Origin of the sequence: Kushneria pakistanensis, from assembly GCF_014652795.1 — a bacterium.
Classification (GTDB): Bacteria; Pseudomonadota; Gammaproteobacteria; order Pseudomonadales; family Halomonadaceae; genus Kushneria; species Kushneria pakistanensis.
Genome location: NZ_BMZM01000003.1, coordinates 623,513 through 642,073, shown reverse-complemented (window position 1 = coordinate 642,073; position 18,561 = coordinate 623,513). Strand labels below are relative to the sequence as shown.

The window sequence follows — 18,561 nt, the reverse complement described above, 5'->3', positions numbered from 1 at the left end:
CCTTTCATTTCAGCGGATCCCTTGAGCAGCATGACCACGCCGATCAGAAAATCCCACAAGCTAGACCACGTTTCCTATGACATTCGCGGTCCGGTACTTGAGCACGCCAAAAGGCTCGAGGATGAGGGGCATCGCATCCTGAAGCTCAATATCGGTAACCCCGCGCCCTTTGGCTTTGAGGCGCCCGAAGAAATCCTGCAGGATGTCATGCGCAATCTGCCCACGGCCCAGGGCTACTGCGATTCCAAGGGGCTCTATTCGGCCCGCAAGGCGATCATGCAGGAGTGCCAGCGCAATCGCGTGGAAGGCGTGGGCATCGAAGACATCTATGTCGGCAATGGCGTTTCCGAGCTGATCGTCATGGCCATGCAGGCACTGCTTGATGACAGCGACGAGGTGCTGGTCCCTGCCCCCGACTATCCGCTCTGGACGGCGGCCGTCAATCTCGCCAGCGGTCAGGCCGTGCACTATCTCTGCGACGAGAATCAGGACTGGGAGCCGAATATCGAGGATATTCGTCAAAAGGTCACCGCTCGCACCAAGGCAATCGTCCTGATCAATCCCAACAACCCGACCGGCGCCGTTTACTCACCCCAGGTGATCGAAAACGTGCTGCAGGTCGCACGCGAGCATGGCCTGATCGTCTTTTCCGATGAGATCTATGACAAGATCCTCTACGACGGTGCCATCCACACCCCGACGGCGTCGCTGGCGGATGATCTTTTGATCATCACCATGAACGGGCTCTCCAAGAGCTATCGCTGCGCCGGCTTTCGCTCCGGCTGGATGATCGTTTCGGGCGAAAAGCGTCATGCCCGTGACTACATTCAGGGACTGGACATGCTCGCCTCCATGCGCTTGTGTGCCAATGTGCCGGCACAGCACGCCATCCAGACCGCACTGGGTGGCTATCAATCGATCAACGACCTGATCCTGCCCGGCGGCCGCCTGCTGGCCCAGCGTGACGCTGCCTGGGAGAAACTCAACACCATCCCCGGGGTCAGCTGCGTCAAGCCACGCGGGGCGCTCTACATGTTCCCCCGCCTTGACCCGGCGATGTATGACATCAGGGATGACCAGCAGCTGGTGCTGGATCTGCTGCTTGAGGAAAAGATGCTGCTGGTACAGGGCACGGCCTTCAACTGGCCGACGCCCGATCATCTACGCATCGTGACCCTGCCATGGGCGGAACAGCTTGAAGATGCCATCGAGCGTCTTGGGCGCTTTCTGGCGCGGCGTCGTCAGGCCTGATCACCTAAACGATTCTTAAGGCGCGATTGAAACTCCCGGCGACAGCACTTATCTAAGGGCTGTCGTTGGTGACCCCTGCGGTCCCGATGGACGGGCTACCGATTGACGTATCACCCCTATGGAGACCACCGGTCATGATGAGGATTGTCCTCTTTCTTGCCACCAACCTGGCAGTAGTGCTGGTGGCAAGCATTACGCTGCGCCTGTTGGGCGTAGAGAGTTACCTTGCCGGCAGCGGGCTCAACCTGACTTCGCTGCTGATATTCTGCTTTGTGTTTGGCATGGCGGGCTCACTGGTATCGCTGCTGCTGTCCAAGAAGATGGCAAAGATGAGCACCCGTGCCCAGATCATTGATCGCCCGAGCAATGCCAACGAGCAGTGGCTTTATGACACCGTAGCCGAGCTTTCCCGTGATGCCGGTATCAAAATGCCTGAAGTGGGTATCTTTCCGGCGCAGCAGGCCAACGCCTTTGCCACCGGCTGGAACAAGAACGACGCGCTGGTATGCGTCTCGGCCGGGCTTCTCAATCAGATGCGTCCCGAGGAAGTGCGTGCCGTTCTGGGTCATGAGATCGGCCACGTGGCCAACGGTGACATGGTCACCCTGTCATTGATTCAGGGCGTGCTCAACACCTTCGTGATGTTCTTTGCCCGTATCGTCGCCCAGGTGCTGGACAGCTTCCTGCGTCGTGATGACGAGGGCGGCGGTCTGGGTTTCATGGGTTACTTTGCAGTGGTGATGGTGCTGGAGATCGTGTTCGGTCTGGTCGCCTCCATTATCGTCGCCTGGTTCTCGCGCTATCGTGAGTACCGCGCCGATGAAGCCGGTGCAAGACTTGCCGGCAGTGGCGCCATGATCAATGCGCTGGCACGCCTCAAGGCGCAGCAGAACATGCCTGATCAGATGCCGGATTCCCTGACGGCCTTTGCCATCACGACCGGTCAGACACGCAAGCTCATGGAAAGGCTCTTTGCCAGCCACCCGCCGCTGGATGATCGAATCGCGGCACTGAAAAAAGCGGCCTACCAGCAATAACAGAAGTCGGGAAACACCACCCGGCATTCCATAAAAGGGGCTCGCCACATGGCGAGCCCCTTTTGCTGTCGTCATCTGCTGCAATCTATTAAGCAGCGCTGATTCTCTCACGATGATTCATACCATCGCACGGCATCAGAAACACACTATCAGCAGCACCAAGATCTCATATCACCCGGGCGTTATTCGTTAACCTTTTTGGTATAGGTGTAGTTCTCAATGCAGGGATCAAACGTATTTTGCTTTTGCTCCACTCGCTGATAGCCGTTGTTATCGTAAAACTGATACGTGCATAGGCTATCGGAGTAAAGATAATACTTTCGGGCGCCACAGGCCTTCAAAAACGCCTCGAAGTTCCTGACCAGCTGCGAGCCTATACCACAGCGGCGATGTCCAAGTGCTGAGCTGAAAAACACCAGCTCGCTGTCGCAGTCAGACAAAACGGTAGATTTTGGCATCAAGGTGGGGTCACTACTGCCCTCCAGATCGTGCAGCACCTGACGCCCGGCCGCCGTTCGTTTTAGAGCTTCTTCAGAGGCTTCGACCCAGGGTTCGGCATTAAACTCGAGGGCCGATTGTGAGACCTTCTCGGTCGTGCCGATCAAAACGCCGCAAAGGGTCTCATCGACCTCTGCCACCTGAATGTAGTTGGCCTTTTGAAAGTCCTTTGCCAGAAACAGCGTGGCCATATGGCGAAGTGCTTCCGGGTCCGTGACCGCAGTGAAAATGGCAACATTCATGCTGGTCATAAAGATATCGACGACGCCTGCAAAGTCGTCGGCAGTAGCGGGTCTGTATTGAATATTTCGGGACATGGACCTGTCTGTCGAAGCGAGGGAGAACGCCATCGTAATACCAGAAATGCCGGAATCAACCGGCATCTGGCATTAAACTGCTGCTATCAGGCGTGGTGTAACGCAGCGTGAATCAAATCAGTCATGACTTGCGTGGCGCGCGAATGGCAAAGCCGGCATTTTCCAGCACTTCCCTGACCGCACCGGCACTGTGCTTGAGCTCCACGCGCAGTGTCGAAAACTCCCGGCGTGTCGGATACTCCCGCCGCATCAGGTCAAACCCTTTTGCCATGCCGTACTGGCGCCGGTAGCGCTCAAACAGCAGCGCATCTCGGCGCACGTCATAGCAGGTTCGCGTACACAGCAGCAGCGCTTCCTGTGGGGGCGCGCGACGAGAGATGGCGATACGGCGCAGCCAGTTCTCCGGCTTGAGCTGTCCCAGTCGCTTGCGCACCGGCAGACCAAAATGACGGCTCATGGCCTGATACAGCATCTCAGTTCCCCGCAGCTTGCCATCCAGGCTGTAGCCGGCAATGTGGGGGGTGGCGATGGCGGCCAGCCGATACAGCGCCTCATCGATATCAGGCTCGTTTTCCCACACATCAAGCACCACGCGCAGATCAGGATCACGCTCAAGGCGCGCCCTGAGTGCCTGACCATCCACACAATCACCCCGCCCGGCACTGATCAGGATCTGATCAGAGCGCAGCGCCTCGATATGCTGCTCGCTCAGGAGATGATGGGTAGGATGCTCCCCACCCCGAATCAGCGGCGTATGCACACAGACAACATCGGCCTGCTCAATCAGCGTCTCAAGGCTGATAAAGCCTTCATTGCCTTCCCGCTCGGCGCGCGGTGGATCACAGACCAGACAGCGAATGCCCAGCGAACGAAGACGCTCGAGCAGTCGGCCACCCACATTGCCGGCGCCCACAACGCCAACCACGCGATCCGTCAGTGCCACACCATCCTGCTCGCCAAGGAGCAAAAGCGTCGAGATCACATAATCGCCTACCGAGTCGGCGTTGCAGCCCGGCGCGCTGGCAAAACCAATGCCCTGGTTGGCCAGCCAGTCCTGATCCACGTGATCACGCCCGATGGTCGCCGTCCCCACGAATTTCACGCGCGAGCCTTCCAGCAGCTCGGCGTTGACACGCGTCACCGAGCGTACCAGCAGGATATCGGCGTCACGCACCTGCTCACGGGTCATCTCACGTCCGGGCAGCCGTACCAGTTCGCCGTAATCCGCGAAAAAGGCCTCGGCCAGCGGAATGTTCTCATCTGCCACAATACGCATGATTCGATCGATACCTGCACTGCCATGAATGAATAACGCACCGGCCTTCAGACAACTGCCGGTATGCCCTGCTTTGTTGAAATGTCCGTGACCGTTACAATCTGCGCCCTGTCGGCGTCACTGCCCTTACCTTCTTCGTATTCCATACTACACAGGAGCGCTGTCTTGATCATCCGCTGGGAAAGCGAACATGACTACGTGCTGGTGCATGTTCACCAGGACATGTTCGGCGACTGGATCTTTGTCCGCGCCTGGGGGCAGATCGGGACCGCCTACGGGGGGATTCAGCACGCGCTGGCCGAAGACTACGCCCAGGCCATGACCTGGGTCAGCGACGTGGATCATATCCAGCGCCTGCGCGGTTTTTCACGCGTGCTTGAAACCAGCGACGACACCCCGGAGGCCCGGGATGCCGTACGTCAGCTCTCGCTGCTCGATGCCCGCTAGGCAATGCGGTGACGAATCTGATAGACGTGATGAATATCCGGGCGCCGCTCGAAATCGGGGTCCAGCATCTGTTTTGACAGCGCCTTCACCTCAAAGCGTGCGTTGACGCTCTCATCCATCTGGAAACGCCGCAGGTTGTTGGAGAACAACAGCGTGCCTGTCGGTGTCAGATGCGCCATGGCGCGCTCGATCATGTGAGCATGGTCGCGCTGAATATCCAGCACGCTGTCCATCTTCTTGGAATTGGAAAACGTCGGCGGGTCCATGAAGATGAGATCAAACTGCGGCCCCGTTCTTTCAAGCCAGGCCATGCAGTCCTCACGCATCAGGCGATGACGTGACATGTCGAGTCGATTGAGCCGGAAATTGTCTTCGGCCCAGCCCAGATAGGTATTGGACATGTCGATGCTCAGACTCTCGCGTGCCCCGCCCAGCGCAGCCTGAACGCTGGCCGTGGCGGTATAGCAAAACAGATTGAGCACCCGCTTGTCGGCAGCATTCTCAAACAACCAGCGGCGCACGGGCCGATGATCGAGAAACAGTCCGGTATCCAGATAGTCGCGCAGGTTGACCCAGAGTCTGGCACTGCCTTCATTGACCTGAAAACGCTGCCCGGAGCTGTCACGTCGCTCGTATTGCGCCCGGCCCGACTGGCGTTCACGCCGCTTCAGGAAGATATAATCCGCCGCGACACCGAGCACTTCCGGCAGCACGCCAATCGCCTCCAGCAGGCGGCGCTCGGCCTGATCAGCATCGATCGAGCGTGGCGCTGCGTACTCCTGCACGTGCACCCAGGCGCCATAAATATCGATGGCAAGTGCGTATTCGGGCATGTCGGCATCGTAAAGCCGGTAGCATTCAACCCCGGAGCGCTTGAGCCATTTTGACAAACGTTTCTGGTTTTTTCTGAGACGGTTGGCAAACATCTGCGCGCCGGCGGAATGGGTCACGGCGCCAGCTTCTTCATTACCCTTTGTGGCGCTCGGCGCCTGCTCGGGCTTTTCCGAGCGCACACGCTCGTGCACATCGATCAGCAGAAGTTTGGTATCAAGACTGCCGTTTTTGAAGGCGTACTGACGATGGGCCTTCATGCCCAGCCGGTGGCCAAGCTTCGGGTCACCGGTCAAAAGCGCTACCGACCAGCCGACAAAATGCTCGCGCAACAGCGCCCCCAGCCCTTGATAAAGACTGATCAGCGCCGGCAGTTCGCCCAGACGTTCCCCATAGGGCGGGTTGGTGATCACAAGACCCGGCGCCATCGCGGGAGGCGCTGACAGCGCATCGGCATGCTCAATCTGGATCAGTGATTTAACACCGGCACGACCGGCATTGGCACGCGCCGCTTCCATCGCGCGCAGGTTGTGATCACGACCGCAGATTGAAAGTCGGCACTCACGCAGGCCAACGCGCGCTCGATGGGCAGCCTCGCCGTGGACTTCCTGCCACTGTGTCTCGTCATGCCCGACCCAGCCGTGAAAGCCAAAGCGCTCGCGTGCCAGGTTGGGGGCCACATCACAGGCCATCAGCGCGGCCTCGATCAGCAGGGTCCCCGAGCCGCACATCGGATCGAAAAGGCTTTCCCCTTTCGCTGCGCGCGCCGGCCAGTCGGCACGTACCAGCAGTGCCGCGGCCAGGTTCTCCTTAAGCGGTGCACTGGCGCCCTCCAGCCGATAGCCACGCAGGTGCAGGCTGTCGCCGGAAAGGTCGATTCCCAGCACCAGCCGCCCCCGGTGCAGATGCGCGTAAAGGCGCAGATCCGCCGCGCCCGGGTCGATGGTCGGGCGCGCCAGACCGTGATCCTGAAAGCGATCCACCACGCCATCCTTGACGCACTGGGCCCCGAAACGGGTGTGGCGAATCTGGGCACTTTCACCGTGAAAATCGACCCGCAGACTGGCACCGGGGGCGATCATTGTCTCCCACTCGATACTGTTGGAGGCTGCTACCAGCGCCGGGGCATCCTCCACATCCTCGAAACGACCGGCCACCAGAATGATGCGATTGGCCAGGCGTGACCAAAGACACAGGCGGTAAAGCACTTCACGGCTGGCACTGCCATGGACGCTTGAGACACTGGTACGCGCAACCCTGGCGCCAAGCCCTGTCAGCTCATCGGCCAGCAGGGTTTCCATGCTGCGCGGACAGGTGGCCAGAAAGGAGAGCTCCTCATGAGCCGTATCCGGTGAATGTTCAGTGCTGGAAGGCATCATGCGGTGTCATATTCCTGAAAAGATTAATGAGCAATTTGCTTAGATGAAAACGATTTTCGACAGCGCCTCTCGGCTGCTGTAAAGGTATAAGGGTAGCTACGAAATACTGCACGACCGCTGTCAACCTACGACCCTCGTGGTAGCGGCATTGCCACTGTCACGGGAAGAAACACTATTTGTGTGAAGCGAGGTTATCCAATGAAAAGACAGAAACGTGATCCCTTCCAGAAAGCCTATGTTAGTGGTTACAAGGCCGGCGTCACCGGACGTTCCAGAGATGACTGTCCCAGTCAGGGTATCGAAATGCGCGAGTCCTGGATGAGCGGCTGGCGTGAAGGCCGTGAAGCACAATGGTCCGGTATGACAGGGGTCTCGGGTCTGCACGTCAATCCGATGGCAGCGAACTGACCCTCCATCGGCAGCATTGAATTCATCGTATGGCATGACATCCGGGTGCGTGGCAACGTGCCCGGTCTTGAATAAAACCCTTCCATTCTCTGACGTTCTATAAGGTATGCGCTTCCCGTAGAGCTCTGGCGCATTGTCCCACCAGCGCCGGACCTTCATAGATCAATCCACTGTAAAGCTGTACCAGATCGGCACCTGCGCGACGCTTTTCCAGTGCGGCCTCGCCACTATCGATACCGCCGACGCCGATGATGGTGATATCCGCCAGCTTCTCACGCAAGCGTCTGACAATGGTAGTGGATGCCTCTCTTACAGGACGGCCAGACAGGCCACCGGCTTCGTCGGCATGGACACTACCCGCAATCCCCTCACGGCTGACGGTGGTATTGGTGCCAATGACCGCCTCGATATGGCAGGCCCTGAGGCACTCGGCCACCAGATCCGTTTCCGGCTCGCTCATGTCCGGCGCAATCTTGACGGCCAGCGGCACCTGTCGACCATGACGCTGATTGAGCATCCGGTTCTCCTGCTGCAGCGCTGACAGCAGCGCATTGAGCTGCTCGCCAAACTGCAGGCTTCGAAGCCCCGGGGTGTTGGGTGAGGAAATATTGACAGTCACATAATGGGCGTGGCCATGCACGGCGCGCAGACAAGTCATGTAATCATCCACGGCCTGCTCGACCGGCGTGGTCAGGTTCTTGCCGATGTTGATACCAATCACGCCGTCATAACGGCTACGGGCAACGTTGGCGATGAGCTGATCGACGCCCTGATTGTTGAATCCCATACGATTGATAATGGCGCCCTGCTCGGGCAGTCGAAAAAGTCTGGGTTTTGGGTTGCCCGACTGGGCACGCGGTGTGACCGTGCCGACTTCCACAAAGCCAAACCCCAGCGCCCCCAGGGCATCGAGGTGCTCGGCATTCTTGTCCAGCCCGGCTGACAACCCGACCCGATTGGCAAAGCGAAGCCCCATCAGCGTGACGGGATCTTCTATCATGGGCGCTGCCAGCACACGCTGCATGTGAAGGCGATGCGCCAACGCCAGAGACGACAGCGTCAGATCATGAGCCGTTTCAGGGTCGAGACGAAACAACAGCGCACGAGCGGCCTTGTACATGTGGGGCATGTCCTTGAGGAGAGATTGACCTGGCCCGGGCCACCACCCGGGCCTGTAGATGATGGGTTATTCGCCAGGCTGTTCCACACGCAGCGTGAAGTTGTTGGCACCGCCACGCACGCCGCCGAACTTCTGACCGCGTACGCGCACGCTGTAGATGCCGGGCTCAAGGGATTCACGCAGATGGAAATCGCCCTGGAAGCCGCTGCCGCTGTCACTGGCCACCACGTTGCCATCGCTGTCGAGCAGCTCACCGGAAATACGGTAGTTACCGCTGGAATCCATCGTGAAGCTGTCAACGGTCACGGTGCCGGCAGAAACCACTTCAAACCTGAGAACTTCCCCGTTGGTGCGCATGGGCACGTCACGCAGGATGCGCTCACGAATGGGGGAAGCGTCATTGTCAGCCGGCGCTGTCTGCTGCGCCGGACGCGCGTCACTGCTCCCGGCCGTATCGACCTGCTGGCTGTTGCGGGCGGCATTAATGTCTCCCTGCCCTGCCGTCAGGCCCTCGCCCTCTTCGGCAGTTACTGACTGGGCGGCATGCTCCAGTGCCCTGCCAGAAGGGCCGGGCTCGGGACGTGTCTCACCGGGGCCGGCTGTTGCGCTGGCACTGCGCTGCGAGGCGCCGACGCCGGCAGCAGTCGCATCGCCCTGAACGGCACCATCGCGCCCCAGCCGTGCCGGTGCATTGGCATTGTTGACACCGGTGGCTGCCTGCGCAGGCCCCAGTCGTTCGATGCGACTGGCATCGGCCAGCCCCTCGCCACGCACGCTGGCATCGGCCTGCTGTACGGAGACGGTCACGGACTGGGTCTGATCTCGCGCCGGGCTGCGGTTCTGACCGGTAATTACCACATGATAGGTGCCCGGTGCCAGCTCATGACGGATCATCAGGCCGTTGGTCTGGTTGTTGCCGCTGGCCGAGGCCAGTGTCTGACCGGCATCATCACGAAGCTCGGCGTTGACCTCATAAAGCCCCGATGTGCCGTGGAAGGCACGCGCCTCAATGATGTACTCCCCACCCTGCTTGACATCGAAATCATGCGACACCGGCTTTGAGCCCAGGTACATGGACCGGCTCATGGAATCCGTATCGCGCTGAATGGCATCGGAGATATCGACCTGGCCTGCGGCCTGCTCGGCCCGCTCGAGCGCCGGGCTCTTTGCAGCCAGTACCTGCCCCGAGAGAGTGCCAAGCCCTACGCCCATCCCCAGTGCCAGATACAAGATTGTATTTTTCATGATGTCTCTCGTTGGAATGATCCATTGATACCGATGCAGACAGCAGTTGTGGTCGCCGCCGGTCAGCAAAACGGCCACAGCATAACAAAGCCTGCGTATTTGGCGATGGTTTTGACTAGCGCATGCTCACTGGCATACCGGTATGAAGGTATTGCCCGGCACCCTCCATGATGACGGCGTTTTCGCCAAAAAAGGCGCCAGCGCCCGGCACATGATCCATCGTCATCAACGTTTTCAACGGCTCTCCCGGCACGGCAATCTCACCGCTGCTCTGATTGATGGTGGTAATACGGCAGCGTTCGCAGGGCTTGCACAGCCAAAGAGACAGGTACTCACCTGTCAGCGTTTCGCTGTCATGCTCGGCAAAGGCCGGCGCCCCATTGATGACAATATTGGGTCGAAAGCGCGACATGGGGATCGTCGGCAGGGTGCGTGCCGCCAGCCGGGCATTGAGCGCGGCCAGTGACGTCATTGACGCCACCAGCAGCGGATAGCCATCGGCAAAGCCGGTATGGGCCACATGCTCGCCCAGACGCTCGGGGCTGACACGGCGCTGGTTGTCCCGGGGTACACGCTTGAGCCTGACGGGCCGCTCAAAAAAGTCGCTCAGCCACTGCGCTGCCTCATCGCCTTCATCAAGCCCCTGACACTCGGTGCCAAAGATGCGCACGCGTGAAGGCGCCACTTCGGGCGGGGCGAGCGAAATGAAAAGATGACGCCCGTCCGGCGCTTCAAGAATCAGATGATGCTGATCGATGGCGGGGATCAGGGTGGCCATGCGCGTGCAGCTTCGCTGGGTCATGAAATCGCCATTCTCGTCGGTAATGACCCAGCGTCGATCGTGGGCCAGCCCCTCGGCAGTCAACAGTGACTCGCGCAGGTCGATGCCGGCCAGCGATTTTACCGGGTAAATATGCAATGAGCTGATGCAGGGCGTCATGAGCAACCATCCAGTGTCCAGAACGGGTGGGCGTCAATGTAACATAAAAGAAACGCCGCCCCGGGGGGCGGCGTGGATGCTTCGATCACGGCAGGCCGGCGCCTGCTGCGCTGATTACGCCGCGGAAGGAGGACGCTCTGAAAGCTCACCAAGTGCCCTCACGGCAACCGTGAAGAGCGCATAGCCCAGCTCGTCGCTGGAGTGAACTTCTTCCAGCAGCGCACACCAGCGCTTGACGGGCGCCTTGTGCTGCTCCATCCACTGCTCGACGCAGCTATCGACATCCTGGCACTCTTCACTGCGCAGGACGCTTGCTGCCAGCGTCAGCTGCTGACGATCCAGATCGTCGCGAAGGGCTTCCCGCGCGATCGTCTGCCAGCTGTCGTTCACCTCAAGGCGATTGACCTGCTCCAGCATCCAGGGCAGCGAGAGGCGCTCGCCGATGAGATAGTAGGTATCGGCGACCCGCTCCAGCGATACTTCGGTCAGTCGCGCCGTATCGATGATACCCAGCCCGGCATAAAGGCTTTCAGTGGCAGCCACACGCTCGGCGAGTGCCTGTGGCGCACCGGCCTCGACATAACGATCACGCAGTGCCAGACACTGACGCTGCGCCTCGCCCCGCAGCCTTTCACCAATGTTCTCCTGAAGGCGGGCAAGGTCAGGCGCGTACTGCTCGACCACCTCTTCGGCATTAGCCTGCATGTGATAGCGCAGGAAATAGCGCGTGGCACGACGCAGCAGGCGCACCAGTGCGAGCATCATGTCGTACTGAATGGCAGCATCGACCTGCGTATCCAGTGCCTCGATCTGCTCCCACAGCGATTCCAGCCCGAAGCTGTCGCGGGCCATGACATAGGCGCGAACGACCTCACCGGCGCTGGTGCCGGTAATATCCATCAGCCGGCGCACGAACGGAATGCCCATGTGATTGATCACATCCCCTGCCACCTTGGTCGCCACAATCTGATGACGCAGCCGGTGACTGGCGATCTCCTCGCCGTAACGTGATACCAGCGTGGCCGGGAAGGCGCGCTCGGCATGATCGACGATGCCCGGCTCATTGGGCACCTCCGACGCCATCAGCAGACCCTTGAGATCAATCTTGGCATGCGAAATCAGTGACGAGAGCTCCGGATGGGTCAGTCCCTCGCCCCGTTCGGCGCGCGCGGCCAGCGTGGCATCATCCGGTAGCGCCTCCAGCTCACGATCAAGCTGGCCGGTCTCTTCCAGATCACGGATAAAGCGTCGGTAGGGTCCGAGGTTTTCCGCCGACAGCAGTCGTGACAGGGAGAGTGCCTGGGTCTGGCGATAGTTGTCATCCACCACCAGCTCGGCCACCTCATCGGTCATCTGCGCCAGCAGATCGTTACGCTGCTTGCCGGTCATGTCGCCACGCGAGACCACTTCATCAAGCAGGATCTTGATATTGACCTCATGGTCGGAGCAATTCACGCCACCGGCGTTATCGATGAAGTCGGTATTCAGGCGTACGCCGTGCTGGGCCGCCTCGCGACGTCCGAGCTGAGTGACCCCCAGATTACCGCCCTCACCAATCACGCGACAGCCAAGCTCGCTGCCATTGACACGCAGCGTATCGTTGGCCTTGTCACCCACATCGGCGTGACTTTCCTGGCTGGACTTGACGTAGGTGCCGATGCCGCCGTTCCAGAGCAGATCCACTTTTGCCTTCAACAGCGCATTGATCAGCTCGGCAGGCGCCATGCGCGATGACTTGATCCCGAAGCGGGACTTCATGGCATCGGTAATCTCGATCGACTTCGCATCGCGCGAGAAGATACCGCCGCCCTGGCTGATCAGCGATCTGTCGTAATCCTCCCAGCTGGACGCGGCCAGACCAAACATACGCTGGCGTTCCTTGAAGGATGCCGCACAGTCCGGGTCAGGATCGATAAAGATATGGCGATGGTTGAAGGCGGCCACCAGCTGAATCTGCTCGGACAGCAGCATGCCGTTACCAAATACGTCGCCGGCCATGTCACCCACACCGATGACAGTAAAGGGATCCTTCTGGGTATTGAGCCCCAGCTCGCGGAAGTGACGCTTGACCGCCTCCCAGGCGCCGCGCGCAGTGATCGCCATGGCCTTGTGGTCATAGCCGTGCTTGCCGCCGGAAGCGAAGGCATCACCCAGCCAGAAGTTGTATTCCTGTGCCAGCGCGTTGGCGATATCGGAGAAGGTAGCCGTGCCCTTGTCGGCGGCCACCACCAGATAGGGGTCGTCCCCGTCATGACGCACAACATGCTCGGGCGGTACGACCTGTTTGTCGATCAGGTTATCGGTGATATCGAGCATGCCACGAATCAAAATCTGATAGCAGGCAATGCCCTCCTTCTGGATCTCTTCGCGACTGCCACCGACCGGCGCCTGCTTGCAGATAAAGCCACCCTTGGCACCGCTGGGCACGATGACCGAGTTCTTCACATGCTGCGCCTTGACCAGCCCCAGAATTTCGGTACGAAAATCCTCGAAGCGATCGGACCAGCGCATGCCACCACGTGCAATATTGGTGGTACGCAGATGCACCCCTTCCATGCGCGGCGAGTAGACAAAGATTTCATACAGCGGACGCGGGCGTGGCACATCGCTGATCTGACGCGGCGCCAGCTTGAAGGAGATATAGGACCTGGGGCCGCCATCGGCCGCCGGCTGGAAATAGTTGGTGCGCAGCGTGGCGTCAATCAGCTCCATATAGCGGCGAATCAGCTGATCATCGTTGAGGCTGGTGACCTCTTCCAGCCAGGCCTCGATACGCTCACGAATCCTTTTGGCCTCGCTGTCATCACGTGAGGCCTGCGGATCAAACCGGTGTCGAAACAGGGCCACCAGTTCACGGGTGATTCCGGCATGCTGGGTCAGCGCCGTGGCGATATAGTCCTGTGACAGGCCAAAGCGCACCTGCTTGAGATAGCGCGCATAGGCCCGCAGCATCGCCACCTCGCGCCAGTCCAGCTTCGCTGACGTGATCAGGCGGTTAAAGCTGTCACTCTCGGCGGCACCTGACCAGATACGCTTGAAGGCATCGATGAAGTTGTCCCGCATGCCGTGCAGATCGACCGGCTCACGCCCGGAGGTCTCCAGATTGAAGTCGTGAATCCAGAGCACATTATCGGTGCGTTCGATCTCATAGGGCCGTTCGCTGATGACTCGCAGTCCCATGTGTTCCAGCATCGGCAGCACATCGGACAGCGGCACCGGTCGGTTGCGATGAAAGAGCTTCAGATTGACGTCGCTTTCATGCTCCGCCTGACGATAAAGGCTCAGGCCGATTGCGCTTGCATCGTCCAGACTTTCCATGTGGCCGATATCGTAGATGGCGGTCCGTGCCGTGAAGTCTTCCCGGTAGCTGCTCGGGAAGGCGTCGCGGTAGCGCTCCATCAATCGATTGGCAGGCTCTTCGCCATAGCCTTCCACCAGCGCGTCGTGCAGATCGTCACGCCAGCCGCGGGCAATGGCAATGACCTTCTGCTCCAGTGCGCGATTGTCGTAGGTGACCGGCGTATCGCGATTAAAGCGCAGGACCAGTTGAATGCGCGCCAGTACCGACTCGGAAAGATAGGTATTGAAATCGCCAAAACTGGCATCGAGCTCTTCACAGAGCATGTTCTGAATACGCAGTCGCAGATCGGTCGAGAACACGTCACGCGGGACATACACCAGACAGGAATAGAAGCGTCCTGAACGATCCTCGCGAATAAAGAGCCGCACGCGGCGACGCTCACGCATGCTCAGAATGCCCAGCGCCGTACGACACAGGTCGTCTGTCCCCATCTGGAACAGCTCATCGCGCGGATAGACTTCCAGAATCTGCTGAAGCTGCTTGCCGTTGTGCCCGGCCGGATCAACGCCCGAGGTGCTGATGACAGCATCGATCTTGCGACGCAGCACCGGGATGTTGACCGGGCGTTCGTTGTAGACCGACAGCGTATAGAGCCCCAGAAAACGCCGCTCACCGATCACCTCGCCCTTTTCATTGTGACGCTCGACAATGATGTAGTCCGGGTAACTGGGACGGTGAATGCGCGATGGCCAGGCGCTCTTGGCAAAGGAAATCAGCTCGGGAATCAGAACATATTCCCCCGCTTCCTCGGCATCTGCGCTGAACTGCTGAGGCTCTTCGCTGTATCGCGGGGTATCGAGTTTCAGCACCCCAAGCTCGCTGTCGTTCGAGCGCACCAGCTGGGGATGGCCGTCCCGGTCTTCCAGCACGTACTCTTCAAAGCCCAGAAAGGTAAAGTGATCATCCAGAAGCCATGCCAGAAAGTCGCGGGCTTCATCAACATCGCGTGAGGCCGCATTCTGGGGCTGACGCGAACGCATTTCCTCCAGTGCGGCGCGCGCCTGATCACGCATGGCCTCGAAATCGCCCACGGCAGCACGCACATCGGTCAACACATCAAGGATGTTGTCCCTGAGTTCATTGAGCATGGCGGGGTCGGAGTGTCGATCGATCTCGATATAGATGATCGACTCACGGGTCGAGGGCGCATCAGAGGCGCGCGGCGGGGTAAAGCGAATCAGTTTCTGATCATCATCGCGCTCGGTGGCAATCACCGAGTTGAGGATAGAGTGAACGGTAAACCCGCAACGATTGAGCTCGATGCGCACCGAGTCGACGAGAAACGACATGTCCGGACTGAGCACTTCGACAACGGTATGGGTCGTCTGCCAGCCATGCTCCTCGTATTCGGGATTGAACACGCGCACCCGAGGACGATCTGCCCTTTCACGCTGCTGCAGGAAAAACCAGGTGGACAGCGTGGCGCCATAAAGATCTTCAAAATGGCGCTCGCGCAGATCCTCATGGCTGGCCGCCGCGTAATAGTGACGCGCAAAGGCGCTGATATCGCGCGCTTGCTCGGGCGCCAGACGCTCGTCCAGCAGCGTCTCGAGCGCTTTGAAAAAGTCTTCCTTGTTATCCGGCACTGTACTCTGCATCGATTCTCCTCGCGTACCGCAAATGCCTACGCATCCTGATGGGATGACCACAGTGACATCCTAGTTCAGTCAACGCTTTATCCCTACTGTATGCGCATTTTCATCATGCCCCATGACCATCAGGCATGGGCACGCCGGCTTCAATGCTTCTATCGGCATGGCATGGGGAAAAGCGCCGCAACGCAAGCGTGCTGTCGATATCAGACGCCGCTTGGCATCTGACGACGCTTCAACAGCACACCGCACTCACAGTGATGGGTATAGGGAAACTGATCAAAGAGCGCAAAGCGATGAATCTCGTGGGTACGCCCCAGCTGCTCGAGATTGGTTTCAAGCGTATCCGGGTTGCAGGAGATGTAGACGATGTCATCGAAGCGGGCGATCTGTTCGCAGCTTTGCGCGTCCAGCCCCGCCCGCGGCGGATCGACCAGCACGGTCGAGAAGTCATGGGTTTCAAGCTGCATGTCACTGACACGCCGCCCCGTTTTCTCACCTGACAGCGCCTGGGCAAATTCCTCGCTCGACATGCGTGCCACGTGTACGTTGTCGATGCCGTTGAGTGCCAGGTTGTGCTGGGCCGAGGCCACCGACGTGCGCGAAATCTCGGTGGCCACCACGCGACGAAAATTGTCTGCCAGGGCGATCGTGAAATTGCCGTTGCCACAGTAAAGCTCGACCAGATCGGTCTCACGGCGCTGGCCCTCTTCGCCCTGTGTCACTTCGCGCGCCCAGTTGAGCATGCTTTCCGCAATGTCGGCGTTGGGCTGGGTGAAGCTGTTTTCGACCTGCTGATAGCTGAACACGCGCCCGGCCACGTTGAGATGCTCGGTGACCGATTCACGCGTCAGCACCAGACGCTGCTTGCGCGACCGGCCAATGATGGCGGCATCAAGTGTCTTCTCGAGCGCACGGGCGGCCTGCTCCCAGGCATCATCAAGCTTTCGATGATAGACCAGCGTGACCAGCGCCTCACCCTGCCGGGTGGTGAGATATTCGACCTGAAAAAGACGATGACGCAGCACATGACTGTCCCGGATGGCATCAAGCAGTTGCGTCATCAGCGCATTGATACGCCGACTCGCGACCGGGTACTGATCCATTCGCACCGTCTTCTTGCCATCACGCGTACTGGGGTCGGCATCAAACATGGCATGAAAGAGATCATCGCCCTCATGCCACAGGCGAAACTCACAGCGCATGCGGTAATGGCTGGCCGGGGAGGCAAAGACCTCAAGTGTCGGCGCCCTGAAACGGGCGAACTGATCGATGATGCGCTGACGCTTGGCCTCAAGCTGCGCAGAGTACTGGTCGGGATTAACGACGGGTACGCTCAATGTGAAATACCTGATCCGGCCGTCACGAACGATAACGGGCATGATTGAAAAGGCCGCCAGTGTAGCGCCTGCCCATCGCAGCTCAAGTCCTGATGGCGCCTGCCGCGACCTTGCACCATCGTGACATGGTGGCGTCATGACGCATGCTATAGACTCCTGACGCCCTGTCGGCTATACCTCGAACGTTACGCCACCAGGTAACCTCTCCATACGGACATCACTTTTCTCGTTTCAGGGACCCTACATGCTGACTCTTCTCAAGCGGTACTGGATGCTGGCGGCACTCGTGTTCGCAGCCGTGCTTATGGTGCTCTTTGCTGCCGCCATTCCTCGCAAGCCGGCAACAGGCCTTGATCATGTACGCTATCCGGCCATAGAGAAATTTGGCGGCATCGCCGAGCGTCATGACACGGTCGATGTGCCTGACCCCAGCAAGCATTACCATGTCATCTTTGATGTGGTCAGTGGCAGCGATGATCCACGTACCATCAATCCCGGTTTGATGCGCGTGGCACGCGCGGTCAATGTCTTTGCCGAGGCCGGCGTACCGCTGGAGCACCTGGATTTTGTGGCCATCATCCACGGTGACGCGACCCGCAGTGTCGTGACTTCCAGCGTTTATGAAAAGTGGTTCGGAATCGAAAACCCCAACGTGGCGCTGGTCAGTGCCCTGAAGGAAGCCGGCGTTCATGTCCGAGTATGCGGGCAGGTGCTCAACCACTGGAAAATCGCTGATGACGAGGTCAATGAAGAGATCGACATTACGCCTTCAGCGCTCAGCACACTGGCCATTTATGGCAATGAAGGTTACGCCTACGAGCGTCTGTAGTTCCTACTGTCCGGCACTGTCATAAAGATGCTGGCATGAAAAAGCGGGGCGGCATGTGAATGCCGCCCCGCTCATGTTTGTACTGTCATCTGCCGGGGATGCCGGATGTGCACTCAGGCCACCGCCGGACGAACCTCACGAAACTCCGCATAGAGGTCCGGATATTCCTGTTGCAGACGCATCAGCTGCGTACGTGCCTGCAGCGGCAGCGCATCACGCAACTCAACGTACTCCTCTTCATTGAGGCTGGCATCAAGCAGCGGAAACAGATGCTCACGCTCCATGCGCAGCACATGGCGATGCGCGTCCAGATAGGCCTTGAGGCGCTCACCAAACAGCGTCATGGGCATGATGGCATCCATCAGGATATTATCGAGATCGTCGGCCAGATGCCTCAGGCGCTGCTTGAGTTCATGATACTCACCGGCCAGCTCACAGATTTCCTGACCGGTATGCGCCCCGCGCTCGGTCAGGCGATTGCCGCAAAGCGTTTCCAGCGGCACGATGTAGTCATCCATGTAGTCCATGATGTAATCACAGGCTTCACGCATCAGACGAAAGCTGGGGCGCTCTCCGGTCACAAGATAACGATGCTGCAGCGACAGTACATGAAGCAGTCGTGCCATATGCGCATGGTCCTGGCGAAGCTGGGTCAACTTGAGCATGGCGGCGTCTCCGGCAAATTTGACG

14 protein-coding genes are annotated in these 18,561 nt (G+C 59.2%); 5 read left to right on the top strand and 9 right to left on the bottom strand.

Going from position 1 to position 18,561, the window contains the following annotated elements:
* Window positions 1–30: 30 nt before the first annotated feature.
* Together IE123_RS13300 and htpX are read left to right on the top strand one after the other, a co-directional pair.
* The gene (locus tag IE123_RS13300; RefSeq protein WP_189518980.1) at window positions 31–1,251 is read left to right on the top strand and encodes a pyridoxal phosphate-dependent aminotransferase; all 1,221 of its coding nucleotides are present in this window, start codon (window positions 31–33) and stop codon (window positions 1,249–1,251) included.
* Between the two features lie 134 nt (window positions 1,252–1,385).
* Window positions 1,386–2,288 (top strand): protease HtpX, encoded by a 903-nt coding sequence (gene htpX, locus IE123_RS13295; RefSeq protein ID WP_189518978.1) that lies wholly within the window; start codon window positions 1,386–1,388, stop codon window positions 2,286–2,288.
* A 182-nt stretch (window positions 2,289–2,470) separates the two neighbouring features.
* Here the strand turns inward: htpX and IE123_RS13290 are convergent, their stop codons facing one another.
* The gene (locus IE123_RS13290) at window positions 2,471–3,169 is read right to left on the bottom strand and encodes a GNAT family N-acetyltransferase (protein WP_189518976.1); all 699 of its coding nucleotides are present in this window, start codon (window positions 3,167–3,169) and stop codon (window positions 2,471–2,473) included.
* A 55-nt stretch (window positions 3,170–3,224) separates the two neighbouring features.
* Window positions 3,225–4,379, bottom strand: coding sequence for a 4-phosphoerythronate dehydrogenase PdxB (pdxB, locus tag IE123_RS13285; protein WP_189518974.1), 1,155 nt, complete (start codon window positions 4,377–4,379; stop codon window positions 3,225–3,227).
* A 165-nt stretch (window positions 4,380–4,544) separates the two neighbouring features.
* Between pdxB and IE123_RS13280 the strand changes: the two genes are divergently transcribed.
* Window positions 4,545–4,826 (top strand): hypothetical protein, encoded by a 282-nt coding sequence (locus IE123_RS13280; protein WP_189518972.1) that lies wholly within the window; start codon window positions 4,545–4,547, stop codon window positions 4,824–4,826.
* On the opposite strand, the gene rlmKL is transcribed toward IE123_RS13280, so the two are convergent.
* The gene (rlmKL, locus tag IE123_RS13275) at window positions 4,823–7,033 is read right to left on the bottom strand and encodes a bifunctional 23S rRNA (guanine(2069)-N(7))-methyltransferase RlmK/23S rRNA (guanine(2445)-N(2))-methyltransferase RlmL (RefSeq protein ID WP_189519180.1); all 2,211 of its coding nucleotides are present in this window, start codon (window positions 7,031–7,033) and stop codon (window positions 4,823–4,825) included. The two genes, IE123_RS13280 and rlmKL, sit on opposite strands and share 4 nt — an antisense overlap.
* Window positions 7,034–7,234: 201 nt before the next feature.
* Here rlmKL and rmf point away from each other — a divergent pair, with 201 nt between their 5' ends.
* Entirely contained in the window at window positions 7,235–7,444 is a 210-nt protein-coding gene (gene rmf / locus IE123_RS13270; RefSeq protein ID WP_189518970.1) for a ribosome modulation factor, read from the top strand.
* A gap of 97 nt (window positions 7,445–7,541) precedes the next feature.
* Here the strand turns inward: rmf and IE123_RS13265 are convergent, their stop codons facing one another.
* From IE123_RS13265 to trmA, 5 genes are all read right to left on the bottom strand, one after another.
* Window positions 7,542–8,564 carry a quinone-dependent dihydroorotate dehydrogenase gene (locus IE123_RS13265; protein ID WP_189518968.1) on the bottom strand — a complete coding sequence of 341 codons (1,023 nt, stop codon included), beginning with the start codon at window positions 8,562–8,564 and terminating at the stop codon, window positions 7,542–7,544.
* A gap of 66 nt (window positions 8,565–8,630) precedes the next feature.
* Window positions 8,631–9,809, bottom strand: a complete 1,179-nt coding sequence (locus IE123_RS13260) for a prolipoprotein diacylglyceryl transferase (RefSeq protein WP_189518966.1) — start codon at window positions 9,807–9,809, stop codon at window positions 8,631–8,633.
* Between the two features lie 115 nt (window positions 9,810–9,924).
* On the bottom strand, window positions 9,925–10,749 hold the full coding sequence (locus IE123_RS13255; RefSeq protein ID WP_189518964.1) for an MOSC domain-containing protein: 825 nt from the start codon (window positions 10,747–10,749) through the stop codon (window positions 9,925–9,927).
* Between the two features lie 114 nt (window positions 10,750–10,863).
* Complete coding sequence (locus tag IE123_RS13250) at window positions 10,864–15,708, bottom strand: NAD-glutamate dehydrogenase (RefSeq protein ID WP_189518962.1); 4,845 nt, start codon at window positions 15,706–15,708, stop codon at window positions 10,864–10,866.
* Between the two features lie 200 nt (window positions 15,709–15,908).
* Window positions 15,909–17,042, bottom strand: coding sequence for a tRNA (uridine(54)-C5)-methyltransferase TrmA (gene trmA, locus IE123_RS13245; RefSeq protein WP_189518960.1), 1,134 nt, complete (start codon window positions 17,040–17,042; stop codon window positions 15,909–15,911).
* A 244-nt stretch (window positions 17,043–17,286) separates the two neighbouring features.
* Here trmA and IE123_RS13240 point away from each other — a divergent pair, with 244 nt between their 5' ends.
* On the top strand, window positions 17,287–17,871 hold the full coding sequence (locus tag IE123_RS13240) for a DsrE family protein (protein ID WP_189518958.1): 585 nt from the start codon (window positions 17,287–17,289) through the stop codon (window positions 17,869–17,871).
* Between the two features lie 113 nt (window positions 17,872–17,984).
* Here IE123_RS13240 and IE123_RS13235 read toward each other — a convergent pair whose 3' ends face one another.
* Window positions 17,985–18,536, bottom strand: coding sequence for a hemerythrin domain-containing protein (locus IE123_RS13235; RefSeq protein WP_189518956.1), 552 nt, complete (start codon window positions 18,534–18,536; stop codon window positions 17,985–17,987).
* Window positions 18,537–18,561 lie beyond the last annotated feature (25 nt).

Excerpts from the sequence above, each read along its gene's own strand:
- IE123_RS13240 (WP_189518958.1), top strand. The coding sequence starts at position 17,287 with ATGCTGACTCTTCTCAAGCGGTACTGGATGCTGGCGGCACTCGTGTTC.
- IE123_RS13250 (WP_189518962.1), bottom strand. The coding sequence starts at position 15,708 with ATGCAGAGTACAGTGCCGGATAACAAGGAAGACTTTTTCAAAGCGCTC.
- IE123_RS13290 (WP_189518976.1), bottom strand. The coding sequence starts at position 3,169 with ATGCCGGTTGATTCCGGCATTTCTGGTATTACGATGGCGTTCTCCCTC.
- htpX (WP_189518978.1), top strand. The coding sequence starts at position 1,386 with ATGATGAGGATTGTCCTCTTTCTTGCCACCAACCTGGCAGTAGTGCTG.
- IE123_RS13255 (WP_189518964.1), bottom strand. The coding sequence starts at position 10,749 with ATGACGCCCTGCATCAGCTCATTGCATATTTACCCGGTAAAATCGCTG.
- IE123_RS13265 (WP_189518968.1), bottom strand. The coding sequence starts at position 8,564 with ATGTACAAGGCCGCTCGTGCGCTGTTGTTTCGTCTCGACCCTGAAACG.
- IE123_RS13260 (WP_189518966.1), bottom strand. The coding sequence starts at position 9,809 with ATGAAAAATACAATCTTGTATCTGGCACTGGGGATGGGCGTAGGGCTT.
- pdxB (WP_189518974.1), bottom strand. The coding sequence starts at position 4,379 with ATGCGTATTGTGGCAGATGAGAACATTCCGCTGGCCGAGGCCTTTTTC.
- IE123_RS13300 (WP_189518980.1), top strand. The coding sequence starts at position 31 with ATGACCACGCCGATCAGAAAATCCCACAAGCTAGACCACGTTTCCTAT.
- rmf (WP_189518970.1), top strand. The coding sequence starts at position 7,235 with ATGAAAAGACAGAAACGTGATCCCTTCCAGAAAGCCTATGTTAGTGGT.
- rlmKL (WP_189519180.1), bottom strand. The coding sequence starts at position 7,033 with ATGCCTTCCAGCACTGAACATTCACCGGATACGGCTCATGAGGAGCTC.
- IE123_RS13235 (WP_189518956.1), bottom strand. The coding sequence starts at position 18,536 with ATGCTCAAGTTGACCCAGCTTCGCCAGGACCATGCGCATATGGCACGA.